Here is a 14,021-nt window from a genome sequence, read left to right on the forward strand (position 1 = left end):
TAACTAGCAAGAACAGTGCCTTTTATAGGTGAAAGGTTTGCCTTTTACTTCGCTACCGGTAATTTAAAACCACGTCCACCAATAGCCGCAGTCAAAGCTTGTAACGACATGTCTTCACCAGCCCAAAAAGTACCTTCACTTCCAGCAGGAATTTTTACTCCTTTCCACTGACACACTGCAATGGCTCCTTCGCAAGGAACCTGTTGTTCATGGCCGGGCCTGGATTCAATGCAAGTCAATTCAAATGGAGGTTTATCCACTGCCAATGCCGACCAGTTACCGGCCTGCAAGCGGGTTGTCCATCCAGCACTGGCTCCAGGATTGGTCACTGGATGAGTAATCCAAAGATCCGCACTGGTGAGATTATGGATAAAGACCAATTTACTGCTCTTTGATTTTAAAGTGACCGATTCACCCTGGACAGCAACAGCCTGACATCCATCGGGTAGAGTAGATTCTGCCCACAGGCAAACAGAAATTAGCAGTAAGCAAAAAGAGAATACTATTCTCATGACCAGCTCCAGAGTTATTTTCCAAGATTATTGTGATTATATAGTTATCATACCCTTCTGACTAGCGACAACTTCTTTTCGCTCCCGAGATCGGAGTTCCTGTGCACAGCCAAATAAAGTTTGTTTTATATTAGTACGATGGATCTCAACCGTAATAATTACCGGGCTACGTTTTACAGTATCCAGCAGTCCAATTAATTGTTTTCTTTTTACATTAAAACCCAGGTATTCACTATTCATTTGCATGGTTCTGGGTATGTTCACTTCATCAGCAGCCTGTCGACGCGTTATTCCAGGTGAAGGATCATCACATAATTTAACTATTTTCGAAGTCGATTGTTCCGCAAAAAGACCATAATGCCACAATCGTTTAATAGTTTTTAGAAATCCAAAATAAAACTCGCCTATATTGGAATGTAAACTTCCTTCAACTTCAGCTTCAGTTGCACCTTTCAGCAAACGTTTTTTTAACTCTTTATCAGTACAGGTTTTCGCTAAGAGCTCACATCCCTGTCGTACCAGCTCATAATGCTTATTTTGTCCAAAATAGGTTAATAGACTCAGTTCCGCCTGCGGGGATTTCAACTCATGATTTATGATTTTTTTTGCATAAAACTGAGCCATATCACGCAATACCACAAAATCCAGTTTTTGGGGATTTTTAATCATAACCTCTTCCAGAGCATCAAATACAACAAAACTTATATCGCGTTGTGGAAATTGTTGTAACAATCCTGAAACGGGATGAAGGTACTCGATATTATGTTGAAATGAGGCAAAATAGTCCTCCAATAATAGCAATACTGATTTTTTCTGACCTGAATAATTCAAGAGATAGGCGCAAATCATGGGGAGTTTTCTGGTATTAATTTCTTTCCAGGTCTCATAGATTAAATGCCGCCAGTCCAATAAAATCTGATGATCTTTTAACTCCTTGTTCAATGGAAGCTGATCACGAAACCACTCTTTTATGCGGGGTAATTCCCCGGCTATCCGCTCCTTTATTCCGTCAGGTATCCAGAATTTATCAACCAGTTTCTCTAGAAAAACGCGCGAAAATGATAAGCGGGCAAGCGTTTTATTAAACTTTTTTTTAGAATAAAATAATGAGGTCTGTCCCAAGCTGGCACTTCTAAATATTAAGTCCCCCAGGATTTTATGCCCAATTGAAGAATCACTATCTAAAGAACGCTTTTTGCTTAAATGCCGATTAGTGAATTTTGCCATCTCATCTAATTCGCTTTTTTGCCATGATGTTTTTGCAGAGGAATGTGGTTCCGCTTTTGGAAATAGGACAGCATGCTGTTTTTCTAAAACATGCAACACGAATTTATATTGTGCCCTTCCTTCCCAGAAGGACGTTTTATTTAATACCGGAATAGCAGCAACCAAATGCTTCTTGTTAAAATATTGAGTCACCCGGCTGATTTCAGGATTTTTTACCTGCTGAACAGCGGTTAGCGAACGATCATTAAGAAATTCTTTTAGTACAACTACGGCACAAGCTTCAGTTCCAATTAATTGTTGTAACAAAGCATCAAATGTACCGGTCTTTATGTCATTGGGACCTAACTCTTTGAATAATAAAGCCAGAGAATCGCCCAGTACATTATCCAGCTTATTTTTTTTAGCATAATAGGCAAAACGCGACAAACCTTCTGCAAACCAGGACTTATCATAATAGTTAGCCATATACTCAGCCAAACACTCTACCACATGATGCCGATCCAAAAATTGATGAACATCTGCTTCATACAAGCCACTGAATAATTGAGCACGTTTATTATCGTGTTTTAAAATGCTATGAAATAGTTGAATTGCATTAGTCTTATGCCGAATATTGGCCAATAATCCAAACACTTCATCATCGCTAAAATGATTGACTATCGATTCAAGGGTGGCTGGATTAATGTACTTTGCCAGATTTTGTACCGTCGTGGACATGCGACGTTCAAACCATTGAACTCTTGGAGATCCCGCTGTAACCCCCTCAAGTCCATAAAAAACATTCAATGAATTTTCAAAAAGTACGTGCTGAAGCAATAACGCCAAACCTGCAGGTGACTTATCCAATATCAGCTCAGGAGTTGTTCCCAATATTCGGACACTGAACTCTTTTTGAAATTGTCCGGCACTTCTCACCTGACCTGATTCGGATAAATGACCAATCACTCTGGCTGCTTGATCAAAGAGTGGTTCATTCTCCTGTACGGCGCCGGATTGAATTAACGGAAGTGGTTCTTCATTAACGTAGGTAATGGCTTCATTCGCTTCATTAATAAATCCAATCTTTTGACCTGCTGAATTATATAACCCAATGTCCCTTTTTCGCGCCAAATCAACAGGATCAATGGTAACTTGCGAACCATATAAATTAAAACCTTGTAGCACATGATTGGGATCGTTGCCCAAAATGGTTCCTGACTCATGTACCTTCTGATAATGTGTTGCTATAGCTCTTATCAACAAATCAAAACGTAAGGAAGGGTACATCTGGCTATAATAGCTATATAGCACTCGCAAAGCCTGTTCCCCATGCTCTTTACCCTGATTTTTTTGCTGATTAGCATGTTCTTCCAATTGAAACAACAAGGCGTTTACCCTGTACTCGATACCCATTTTTAAGGTTTTAAATCGTTTGGCTAACCAATCTTCGTGGGGTTCAGATTGTTTCAATAATCGCAGGTTAATCCGTTTTAAATGCTCCTTAAACTCAGCAGTATTGGAATTTCGTTCATCTGAAGCAAGGATGTACTTATTAAATTCGGTCTGACTCAGCGTTAAACTGAGTAATGTATATCGATCAATTAATTGCTTTAATAATTCAGATGAACTTGTCGCAACAAAGTCAGGTGATACCAACAACTGCTCTATCCCTGAGCCAACAAAACATCCATCGGTTTTAAGAACTGGCTCATCCGGAATCGGCCTAGCCAATGTGGTTATTTGAGGTGTCGTAAACAGTACGTCATCCGGTTGCATTAAACGGTTTTGGATCAACGTCAGGCACTGTTTATCAGGTACACTTGATTCATAACAGAATAAACACAGCAACTCCATAAACAGCTGACGTTCTTCCAAACCTCCCTGGATAGAGTTCTTTAAACAATAATCAACAATTAAAAAGTACTGAGCCGGATTCAAGCCATTTAAAAATTCAATTTGTGTTTTTGAATCCATCTTCTTTAAAAAGTCGTGGATCATCATAATAAATGCCGATGCGACTGATGTATCAGGATTACATGCTGATTGATAATAAGAGCAAATGACCCACAGCGTTTCTAAATGAAGAGGAAACGGATGAGCATCAATGCAGGCTCTCAATTCGGTCAATTTATCCAGCTCATTAGTTCCTGGCGAACAAAGGAGCAATAAAAGGCGAAAGGACATCATGTCCATTGCCTGATTGACATATGAATCAAGATAACGGGTAAACCATCCGGAAAAATCAGGTTGGCGTAAAAACTGAAACAAGGCGTTTCGTTTAATTGCCTCTAACTCCTTATTGTTTTTACTAAAAAAAACATCCAGCAAAGCCTGTACATTGGGATCATGATTTAAACGAGCCAAAGCCCTTAATGAAGGTTCGCTAAACTGTTCAAGTACCTGAATTAATTCATTAGGACCTTGCTTTTGCAAAGCAGTGATTATTGGCCAGGCCTCTGAAAGATCCTTTAATTCATTGCAGATTCGAGAACTGAATGCGCTATTATCTATACCCTCTACGTCATTCTGTAATTGAGGAGCAGCACGAAGATACTCTCTTAATTGCTGACGTACTTCTTCGGGAGCATAGCTCGCTACAATTGGAACAATCGCATAATGTGCGGGAAATTGAATGTTCGAAATGCTCTGAGCATGCTTTTCATTCAAGTTTACAGGAATTTGTCTACTAAAAAGCTCCGTTACAGTATCAGAATCTTCATTAAAATGCTTCAGCAGCCAATCTTTTAAAGCAGGACTCGTTAATTGTTGAATTTGTGATTTTACGATGTCTATTAACAGCTTCATACCACTTTTCCTTAAAACCGCAAAAATCCCTGGCACTTTATTCCTTCAAGAACAATGATTTTAATATACAGATAATCTGTTGATTTGAAAATGTAGAAATGCACTCTTCAATAAAATAGCAAATCTGATAAATACAGCTGTATCAATTGATACGATTAATACAGCATAAACATAATAATATATACACCCTGGTTATGATTTCACTACAATTTTGATAGAATGTTAAACCTTGGTGCATTAAATTAAGAATTACAGGAATGATCGGTCTCCAGCACTAATCGTACCTGCGTCATCTTACTTAAAGCCATTTCACTGATATAAGGATGCAACATAATGCATATATGGGTAGACGCTGATGCCTGTCCCAAAATAATTAAAGAAATATTATTTCGTGCGGCCATACGCACAAAAACACATCTGACCTTGGTGGCTAACGCATTACTTACATATCCCAACTCACCCTTCATACGCTCTGTACAAGTAGAAAAAGGCTTTGATCAAGCCGATCACTACATCGTCAGTCATTTAAACGCTCACGATATAGTAATAACCGCAGATATACCTCTTGCAGCGGACGTTGTAGCGAAACACGGCCTGGCCATAAACCCTCGAGGAGAAATTTATACGGCAAATAACATCAAACAACGTTTAACTTTAAGAGATATGAATGAGCAATTACGCTCTACGGGAGAACGTATTGGTGGTCCCTCAGCATTGAGCATTAAAGAAAAAACTGCTTTCGCCAATGCTCTTGATCGATGCCTGGCTAAAAAAGCATAATACTATTTTAACACTTATTGATTGTTAATTTGACAAACAACCTCCAGCCACCTAGAGTTTAAGTAAATCTTGATCAGGCTATAAACATGAAAAAAATATTTTTTATAATCTTGTTTATAAGCAGTTCTCTACTTTATGGAACCACAATCAATGTGGGTTTTATTATTTCGCCTCCCTACGCGGTTTATGCAGACGATGACAAAAAACATTTTTATGGATTTACCGTTGACCTGATGGATGAAATTTGTAAGCGAATTAATGTGGACTGCGTCTATAAACCCATCACACTTAATACTGAGCTGGCTGAACTGCAAAATGGTACGATTGAGCTTGCATTCACTCAAATACCCATTACTAGCGACGCCACAGGAAATTATTTATTTAGTCTTCCTTATTTAATCAGTGATGGTCAATTTGTAACACTAAGTGAAAACAAAATTAATACTGCCAGCGATCTGAAAAGTAAACGTATTGGCGTTCTTACTGATACCTTGTATCAAATACTGCTTAATTCAAATTATTCTGATGAACAAATAACGCAATATTCCAATTTTTCAGATATGGTATCAGGACTTGAAAATAATCAGATTGATGCCATTTTTATTAATAATCACCTGGCCCATTACATGATTTATAATGTGTCATTAGGTATCAAAATGATTGGCAATCAAGTGCCTATTGGAGAGGGGTATGGCATTCTCGGACTCCAAACCAATAAAGCATTAATTGATAAAGTGAATACCGCCCTGCTCAGTATGGAGTCTGATGGTACTTATCTCAACCTCTACACACTCTACTTTGGAGAGGATAAGTAAGCATCCATGCACCTGGCATGGTACACTTGTCCCGGTTGAAAGAAAACTGGATCCCCCCCCACAAATAAGGTTAAACTATCCAACTTTTTAATCAGTAGGATAGATTATGTACCACGATATCAATCCCTCAATTATCACTGATCTGCATAAAAACTGCATCATCCAATGGAAATCATCAGGGATCGAATACCAACATAAACAGTTTTATCAACTGGTTGAAGAAAATCATGCATTTAATTATCAGTTATGGCATGCCGAGGATCGCGCTCGCAGAGATGACATGGGTTTTGAATTTGTGTATCAAGCGAAACGTGAAATAGATGCCTGTAATCAATTAAGAAATAATCGCATGGAGGCTATGGATGAATGGCTGTTTCATTTATTGCAACCAGCAAATCCAACTCAATGTCCGGTTAATTCAGAATCACCAGGGATGATTATTGACCGTCTATCGATATTAGCTCTGAAGTCCTATCATATGGCCTTACAGACAGAACGCTCTGATGTCAGCGAAGAACATAGAACAACCTGTACTCAGAAATTGGCAATCATCCATAATCAATTAGAACAATTATCACTTTGTCTGGGACAACTTCTTAATGAAGTACAAGCAAAAAAACGTACTTTTAGAATATATCACCAATTTAAAATGTATAATGATCCTACGTTAAACCCTGAATTGTACTCTGCGGGCTAGAGGTATATATTGAAAAATCCTGTTCACTTTTAGCGTGACGCAGATCTGATTTGACTGATTTATTATTAAAAAATCCATAATGTGACGAGGTAGTGGGCGACGATTTCTGGGAATCAGTCCGGAGGTTTTTGCTCTGGATTGACTCCCCTGGCGCCTCGGTTTGCAGCACTACCTTGGCTGTGACCGAATCATTGACAGGTTGTGGCTCAACATCAGCAGCAAGATCAACCTGTCCTAATGGCACGCGCCCCAATCCTCTTGCCAAGGCTCTGAGCGCCAGGATAATACCGAAGAATAAGGCACTGAATACCGATAAAACATACATTATTGGCGTATCCTGATAATGCCCCTGCTCGTCCATTTCCTGTAAAGGATTCCCTGCAAAATCAACAAATTTTTGTCCCTTGCCAAAACCGGAAAATAAGGAGCGGAATACTTCAAACCATTCTTGAAAGAAAAACTGAGGTGACCGATCCAGAAAGAGACCGTCTTTAAGCGACTGTTGAAAAGAATCGGGCTCAAGTAAATGAGCAGTTCCTTCCAATAAAGTATTCTTCATATCTATCAATTCATGATAGGGATGATTTTCAGGATCATCTTTTTTGTTTAATTGAATATAAGTTGAAACCAGGGAATGAATTGCGAAACTTACCATAAATACCAGACCAAGAATGACGCAGCTGACAAGTAACGCTGGCGGGAACGCGATTCCAGTTAATACCAATATCGATCCCACTAAAAACAAGATACTTGCCAGAGCGCTGTACGCATACAATCCATTTTTTATCCCTAATAGTGCAGCTGATAAATAAGTACGGGTTGATTGCTGTTTCAATACATTTCGCTTTTCTTCAAACCGGTTGATTAATTTATAAACCTCCAGTTCCAAACAACGAATGGCAATAAAGTCCTCTAAATTTATATTGAGTTTGCCCCTCAATGCTAATAATTGAGCGTAGCTGGTTTCCATTTCCTTGGTAATCAAAGCCAATTCACATTTTGTTTGAGTAACAAACAATCTGAGTTGAAAATCATATTCTTCATATAAACGAGTAACAACACAGGCAACAGTGTATATAGCGCAAATAATGGCCATAGAGGTCAACATGGGTGATGATAATATAGCCAGTCCTAATACGCCCACATACAAATACAATCCATCAATAAATCCACCTGCGGCTACTGCAGCAAAAGCCAGGCATCGTGTATCAAATGTCTGACGTTTCATTTGTTTCAGATAAGTTTCACTTTCTTCATGAGTTAATGTTCTCAATTTTTTGATTTCAAGCAAAAGTTCCGCATTGGCAGTCATCATGACTTTTCGGTCTTCCACCATTTTTCGCAACCAGAATCGATTGGCTGCCGCAAAAATGCCCAGAAATAATCCAACCGGGGCGATAAGATATTTTAAATCGATACCACCAATTAAACTGATGGCTACTATCGCGCTTCGAAACCCTTTGTAAGCATTTTTCAGACCTTTCATAATGTCACGGAAATAAGGCCAGGCTGTAGCGATGAATTTTTTAACAGAGTCACTTTTTTCTTTTTCAAATCGGGTTGCCAGGAAAGAAAATGAAACCAGGAAAAGTGATTCAAGAGAGATTGCGATGATTCCGGCAGGGGTCATCATCATGTCATGCATCAAATCATTGTTACCGTTCGGAATACACAGGTCAAAGAAATATTTGAACATGCTGTAAGAAGAACTGAGGGAATCTAAAATTGAGTAGGCGTAATATACAGTGCGATCTTTATCGAGTTTTTCTGCCAGGATTCGACTTTGCGCATCGATACGGCCAGCTATTGCTAGTATGAAAACTAAATCTACAGGTTTTATAGCTTGATTTTCATCACTCTTAAGAGACATTCGTGCACGTATGGGCCATCAGCTAAGATTGCGCAACATTGTATGCATTATTGCTCTTGATGTCAATAAACTTTTCACCCTGAATTAAAAAAATACAAATAATTAGGGCGGTTTAAGATTTTATCACAATCAAAGAGAAAAAATATGAATAAATTTCAAATTTCTTTAACTAATCTCATCCACGTACTGTGACTTGAGACACAAACCTGATACGATATTGCACTAATAATTACATAGAACCCTAATTGAGGATTAGATGAGATCAATACTTGCTCTCTTTTTATTTATGTCACTATTGACTGGACCCATTATGGCAAAAAGTGAAGTACAGATTTATGGTTATGTTGAGAAAGCTACCTTAGTTGATAAAAATCTCACTCTTTCGGCAAAATTGGATACTGGTGCAAAATCAGCATCATTAAACGCAGTAAATATCACTGAAATCGATGTAAAAGGGGTCCCTTATTTGCGTTTTACTGTACCCACTAAAAATGGCGACCATATTTTTGAGTGCGAATATATAGGTAAAGTAAAAATAAAAGTCAGAGCCAGCGAAACGAATCCCGGGTTATTAAAATCCACTCCAATCAAGCGTCCAGTGGTACTCCTGAATGTTAAACTGGGAGATAAGGTCAGAGCCATTCAGGTTAATCTAACGAACCGAAAACGCTTCCTCTATCCATTACTTCTGGGAAGAGATGCAATTATTGATTTTGATGGTGCTGTTGATCCCGCCCTTACCTTTACTTTGAAATCCAAGAGCCTTACTAAATAATGAAAAAAAACACGCGACATGTTTACGGCCTGATCCTTACTCTGTTTTTACTGGGTTCTGGAATATTTTTATACCGACATATTATTTTGGATGTTCCTCTAACAGACACTGAAACAATAAACAGCTGGATGGTTGAATCCAATTTACGCTTTACCGCAGATAACAATACTCCCATTAAAGCCAGTTTTACAATTCCTTATTTACCCCCTCATTTCGCTATCCTTGATGAATATTTTGTTTCCAGAAGCTATGGGGTAACAACCAACTTAAATGGTTATAACAGAGAAACCGTATGGTCTATCAGGCGTAGTCATGGTGCTCAATCACTTTATTACCGAGCCATATTTCGCCAAACGGACAGCGATGAATCCTCCTTACCCAAACCTTCTGTAATCAAATCTCAGCCTTTGGATGAGAGCCAAAGATCTGCAGTTGAAACCATTACCAACCAGGTCAGGCAATCCTCTGCTGATATTCAGACTTTTGCTCAAAGCACCATTAAAGAATTAAACAAAAAAGATGGAAATGCCAAATTATTAATTGGGAATGAGTTCAATGATGAATCCATTATCAATGCAACTATTCTATTACTCAATCAATCCAAGATTTTTGCTATTCCGGTGAAAGGAATCTATCTGAACCAGCAAAGTAAAGCAGATTTGAAATCATTCCTGGCAGTATTTAATGGAAAACGCTGGATATACATCAATCCACGAACTGGCGGGGCAGGATTACCCAAAGAATTCCTCATCTGGCAATACGGTAATGATCCCTTGTTTAATGTAACAGGCGGTAACAAAGCACAATTCTCGCTTACCGTTTCACCAACTCCTATCAACGCGCTCAGTGTTGCCAAATCCAGAGGTTTACAATCTGACTCCCAGCTTTTACGATTTTCCCTTCTACAGCTGCCAGTGAATGTCCAGGCCACTTATAAAATCCTGCTAACGGTTCCTATCGGTGCCTTCATTATCTTGTTGCTCCGCAATTTCGTAGGTATAAAAACCTTTGGTACCTTTATGCCGGTATTAATTGCTTTAGCATTTAGAGAAACACACGTAGTCTGGGGGATAAGCCTCTTTATTATCATTGTATCCTTTGGTTTGCTCGCCCGTTTTTATCTGGATCAGTTAAGACTGCTCCTGGTGCCGAGGCTGGCCGCCATCCTCACGGTAGTCATTCTGTTGATGATATTCATCAGTGTGGTCAGTCAAAATCTTGAGCTGGATTCCGGATTATCCGTTGCCTTATTCCCTATGGTTATTTTAACCATGACCATTGAACGGATGTGTATCACCTGGGATGAGCGTGGGGCATCCGAAGCGATTAAATCTGGCGCGGGAAGTCTGGTCGCCGCTGTTTTATCTTATTGGGCAATGAGTTACGAACCCGTTCAATACCTGGTATTCGCATTCCCCGAACTGCTTCTGATTCTCCTGGGCTTTATTTTATGGTTTGGTCAATATCGCGGTTATAGACTATCCGAATTGAAACGGTTTAAAGCACTTGCGAGCGCTATAGAATGATTCGTCTCTTTCGTCGTTTAAAAAATCACGGGGTTTTAAGTATTAATCAGCGGAATACTGATTTTGTCTTACGTTATAATCCAAGAAAATTATTCCCTCTGGTTGACGATAAACTTAAAACGAAAAAGCTTGCTTTAAAAGCTGGAATTGCCGTTCCACCGTTATACGACATCATTGAAACAGAACAACAAATCAGAAACATTGAAGAACGCTTTTCTCCATATAATGATTTTGTAGTGAAACCCGCGCGAGGATCTGGTGGTGATGGTATTTTAGTTTTTAAAGATAAAGTATACGGTCGCTATCGACAAATTAATGGCAAACTGACTACCCATCAAGAATTAAGTTACCATCTGTCATGCCTTTTATCAGGTGCCTATAGTCTCGGTGGATCTTCAGATTATGCCATCATCGAAAAACGAGTCGTTGTAGATCCCGTTTTTGCCGAAGTCAGTTATGAGGGCATTCCTGATATTCGTATCATTACTTTATTGGGCTATCCGGCAATGGCCATGGTACGATTGCCTACTCGCCTTTCGGGCGGAAAAGCAAATCTGCATCAGGGTGCAATAGGTGTTGGCGTTGATCTTGCAACTGGAAGGACTCTTGGAGGCGTGTTCCAAAACGACACCATTGATTATCATCCAGATACTTTAAATCCAATAGTTGATATCGAAGTACCTTATTGGAATAAAATCCTTGAAATTGCATCAAGTTGCTACGATTTAACCGGATTGGGTTATCTTGGCGTTGACATTGTATTGGATAAAGATCATGGACCTTTAATGCTGGAACTTAACGCGCGACCAGGATTAAATATTCAGATTGCAAATCGAGAAGGTGGATTAAATCGTTACAGGGCTATTGAGAACCGATTTATGGAACATGGACAGGAATCTACAACGGATAAAGTAACGTTCAGTCGCGAGCAATTTGCTCGCACATAAGATAAATGATCAACCGAACCTAAAAAGTGGGATTATGAAGGGAGGTATGAGCATTAATTTCTTCGAATATTTTTTGTCGAGTATGTAACCAATCAATTTGTTCATCCAGAATTTTTAAAGTTTCTGATGGAGCAATTTGTTTAAGTTTTTTTTGCGTATCTTCCCAGAACATTCCTCTAACAGCAAAACCCTGCCTTGCTCTCGATATAGCCGGGGTAAGACAGCGTGTATCCACAACTTGTTGCAACTGACGTTTTTCAATAGTCAATTCTTCCAGAAGAGATTCTTCGAGATGAATTCTGTCTCTTATACTATGCCAACCTTCCTTCTTAACCTCATCTACAAATTCTTTTCTAACGATGTCTTCAGTAGTTTCTGCAGCCATACGACCTATACGAACATTCAACTGTTCCAAATTATAAGGCATACTGCTACCAATCATTCTAAAGAAATTTCTTGCAAACATAGGTTACAACCATAGTCCAATGTGTAGCTTATTATGGCAAAAATTGGTTTTTTTGTAAACAAAGCCAAATTAGTTTTAAAATTTTTATCCAATTTGGTTTTAAATTGACTCATAGTGTAATATAATCTCTCATCTAATATTTATAGAGATTGATATGTTTGGAAAAGGTATCACTTCTTATTTTTTTCGTTCCAAGTCCATACGCACTCCAGTTCACCCACGCAAATGGTTTGAGCAGCAACTGTTGGAAAGCGGATTAAAAAATAAAATTTCCAGTGAACATTTAAAAATATCTCAGCCTACCGTTAAAGTATTTTTCAATAAAAATTATTTCCCTGATGATTTGGCTGTTCAACATTCCTTAACAAAAATACCCGCAGTCAATGTTTCAGGTGATCGATCTGGTTATTTTCAAAACGGTATGAGCTTTCCGCAAAATCCTAATTTTTTTGCGACCATTCCTGAGGGTCATCCAGAATTATTATCCCCATTGGAACGACTCACATCGGCAAAAAAGCTTGTTTATTCAGAGAGCCTGGTTTTTGCCACTGGAGGTTATCCTTTTATTAACCCAATAACACTCTATCCTCAACCCATCAACGTTGGCCTTTTCTCACTCGCTGGCGCCGCCTTTGAAAACAATTATCTCCATTATCGATTGTTTATGCTTGACCGTCAAAATGTCAAAGTTGATACTGCCAGATTTGACTCGATTTTTAAGAACCTGCCCACTGAATATGCGGAAGCACAAAAGGAATTAGGAATTTATGATTTAAATCAATCATTAATACGTATCAGAACAGGATTGCCCTACCTCGCCAGAACAGCATCTGGAACGTATTACCCATCATTTACTCAATCGAATGCAGTAATTTTTCAATCAGAAGCCTATTTTCGTCATTTATTGGAAGACACCTCGTTACTTTTAACCTCTGTAAATGAGACTGCAAAAGCGGCTGGCAAACCCGCTTTATTAAAAGCAACGGCTGTTGGTATGGGATTTTTTGCCAAAATTGATGGAAATTATGAAATACAACATATGCTCTACCCTTCTTTTCTTCGAGCATTTAAAAAATTACTGAATGATCAAACCTATTCCTGGATTGCTAAAATTGAATTTCCAACATTTAGTGAATTGCAACAACTGCAGTTTGACTCAGTATTTGAAGATTTTAATAATCCAATTGAGGTAATCCAATCGGGTAGAGATGTATTACAATTCTCTAAAGAAGAAACGGAAGCCTATTTTCCCTGCGCCGTGAATCCCTCTGATGCATTTGCATATACTGGCAATGAATGGGGATATGGCAGCGTTGAATCAATGATAGGTAACAACAGCTCTTTACGCTTTGATCAAGTACCCCATGCTAATCCATTGCTGTTAAATATTCAGCATCATATTCCTGTTAAAATAATGGGGGATTACCATGCGGAAATTGAAACAGCGGGCTTACCTGAACTACTAACACACTCCCACAGATAATACACAGACAGACCAATGCAACACACAACACGGATAGAGTATCTAAATCTCTTTTTAAATCAGGATTGATGAAAACGCCAGCAGGCTGGATGAAAGGACATTTATAGTGCTGAGATGCAACTAACTCAGCACTATAACC

At 38.7% G+C, this 14,021-nt stretch carries 11 protein-coding genes; 7 read left to right on the forward strand and 4 right to left on the reverse strand.

Translation table 11 applies throughout. The features are described 5' to 3' along the window. Positions 1 to 44: 44 nt before the first annotated feature. Together IZU94_RS16160 and IZU94_RS16165 are read right to left on the reverse strand one after the other, a co-directional pair. Positions 45 to 512 carry a hypothetical protein gene (locus tag IZU94_RS16160; RefSeq protein ID WP_203113036.1) on the reverse strand — a complete coding sequence of 156 codons (468 nt, stop codon included), beginning with the start codon at positions 510 to 512 and terminating at the stop codon, positions 45 to 47. Between the two features lie 36 nt (positions 513 to 548). Next, positions 549 to 4,523, reverse strand: a complete 3,975-nt coding sequence (locus IZU94_RS16165) for a hypothetical protein (protein ID WP_203113039.1) — start codon at positions 4,521 to 4,523, stop codon at positions 549 to 551. A gap of 333 nt (positions 4,524 to 4,856) precedes the next feature. On the opposite strand from IZU94_RS16165, the gene IZU94_RS16170 reads away from it, so the two are divergent. From IZU94_RS16170 to IZU94_RS16180, 3 genes are all read left to right on the forward strand, one after another. After that, complete coding sequence (locus tag IZU94_RS16170) at positions 4,857 to 5,303, forward strand: YaiI/YqxD family protein (protein ID WP_203113042.1); 447 nt, start codon at positions 4,857 to 4,859, stop codon at positions 5,301 to 5,303. A gap of 86 nt (positions 5,304 to 5,389) precedes the next feature. After that, positions 5,390 to 6,118, forward strand: a complete 729-nt coding sequence (locus IZU94_RS16175) for a transporter substrate-binding domain-containing protein (protein ID WP_203113045.1) — start codon at positions 5,390 to 5,392, stop codon at positions 6,116 to 6,118. Positions 6,119 to 6,224: 106 nt separating this feature from the next. After that, entirely contained in the window at positions 6,225 to 6,815 is a 591-nt protein-coding gene (locus IZU94_RS16180) for a DUF4254 domain-containing protein (RefSeq protein WP_203113048.1), read from the forward strand. On the opposite strand, the gene IZU94_RS16185 is transcribed toward IZU94_RS16180, so the two are convergent. After that, positions 6,781 to 8,685 carry a hypothetical protein gene (locus IZU94_RS16185; RefSeq protein ID WP_203113051.1) on the reverse strand — a complete coding sequence of 635 codons (1,905 nt, stop codon included), beginning with the start codon at positions 8,683 to 8,685 and terminating at the stop codon, positions 6,781 to 6,783. The genes IZU94_RS16180 and IZU94_RS16185 overlap by 35 nt on opposite strands. Before the next feature lie 256 nt (positions 8,686 to 8,941). On the opposite strand from IZU94_RS16185, the gene IZU94_RS16190 reads away from it, so the two are divergent. The 3 genes from IZU94_RS16190 to IZU94_RS16200 are packed head-to-tail and all read left to right on the forward strand — an operon-like array spanning position 8,942 to position 11,933. Further along, entirely contained in the window at positions 8,942 to 9,460 is a 519-nt protein-coding gene (locus IZU94_RS16190; protein WP_058472979.1) for an ATP-dependent zinc protease family protein, read from the forward strand. After that, positions 9,460 to 10,986, forward strand: a complete 1,527-nt coding sequence (locus IZU94_RS16195; protein WP_203113053.1) for an inactive transglutaminase family protein — start codon at positions 9,460 to 9,462, stop codon at positions 10,984 to 10,986. The genes IZU94_RS16190 and IZU94_RS16195 overlap by 1 nt, the downstream gene beginning before the upstream one ends. Further along, positions 10,983 to 11,933 carry an alpha-L-glutamate ligase-like protein gene (locus tag IZU94_RS16200; protein ID WP_203113056.1) on the forward strand — a complete coding sequence of 317 codons (951 nt, stop codon included), beginning with the start codon at positions 10,983 to 10,985 and terminating at the stop codon, positions 11,931 to 11,933. Before IZU94_RS16195 ends, IZU94_RS16200 begins: the two co-directional genes overlap by 4 nt. Positions 11,934 to 11,952: 19 nt before the next feature. Here the strand turns inward: IZU94_RS16200 and IZU94_RS16205 are convergent, their stop codons facing one another. Then, positions 11,953 to 12,399, reverse strand: coding sequence for a hypothetical protein (locus IZU94_RS16205; RefSeq protein WP_203113059.1), 447 nt, complete (start codon positions 12,397 to 12,399; stop codon positions 11,953 to 11,955). Positions 12,400 to 12,553: 154 nt separating this feature from the next. Between IZU94_RS16205 and IZU94_RS16210 the strand changes: the two genes are divergently transcribed. Next, positions 12,554 to 13,882 carry a type IV secretion protein Dot gene (locus IZU94_RS16210; RefSeq protein WP_203113062.1) on the forward strand — a complete coding sequence of 443 codons (1,329 nt, stop codon included), beginning with the start codon at positions 12,554 to 12,556 and terminating at the stop codon, positions 13,880 to 13,882. The last annotated feature ends 139 nt before the right edge of the window (positions 13,883 to 14,021 follow it).

Source organism: Legionella bononiensis, assembly GCF_016786215.1.
GTDB lineage: Bacteria > Pseudomonadota > Gammaproteobacteria > Legionellales > Legionellaceae > Legionella > Legionella bononiensis.

Bases quoted from the DNA above. Each gene is read 5' to 3' on its own strand.
- IZU94_RS16185 (WP_203113051.1), bottom strand. From the start codon at position 8,685: ATGTCTCTTAAGAGTGATGAAAATCAAGCTATAAAACCTGTAGATTTA.
- IZU94_RS16170 (WP_203113042.1), top strand. From the start codon at position 4,857: ATGCATATATGGGTAGACGCTGATGCCTGTCCCAAAATAATTAAAGAA.
- IZU94_RS16200 (WP_203113056.1), top strand. From the start codon at position 10,983: ATGATTCGTCTCTTTCGTCGTTTAAAAAATCACGGGGTTTTAAGTATT.
- IZU94_RS16210 (WP_203113062.1), top strand. From the start codon at position 12,554: ATGTTTGGAAAAGGTATCACTTCTTATTTTTTTCGTTCCAAGTCCATA.
- IZU94_RS16190 (WP_058472979.1), top strand. From the start codon at position 8,942: ATGAGATCAATACTTGCTCTCTTTTTATTTATGTCACTATTGACTGGA.
- IZU94_RS16195 (WP_203113053.1), top strand. From the start codon at position 9,460: ATGAAAAAAAACACGCGACATGTTTACGGCCTGATCCTTACTCTGTTT.
- IZU94_RS16175 (WP_203113045.1), top strand. From the start codon at position 5,390: ATGAAAAAAATATTTTTTATAATCTTGTTTATAAGCAGTTCTCTACTT.
- IZU94_RS16160 (WP_203113036.1), bottom strand. From the start codon at position 512: ATGAGAATAGTATTCTCTTTTTGCTTACTGCTAATTTCTGTTTGCCTG.
- IZU94_RS16205 (WP_203113059.1), bottom strand. From the start codon at position 12,399: ATGTTTGCAAGAAATTTCTTTAGAATGATTGGTAGCAGTATGCCTTAT.
- IZU94_RS16165 (WP_203113039.1), bottom strand. From the start codon at position 4,523: ATGAAGCTGTTAATAGACATCGTAAAATCACAAATTCAACAATTAACG.
- IZU94_RS16180 (WP_203113048.1), top strand. From the start codon at position 6,225: ATGTACCACGATATCAATCCCTCAATTATCACTGATCTGCATAAAAAC.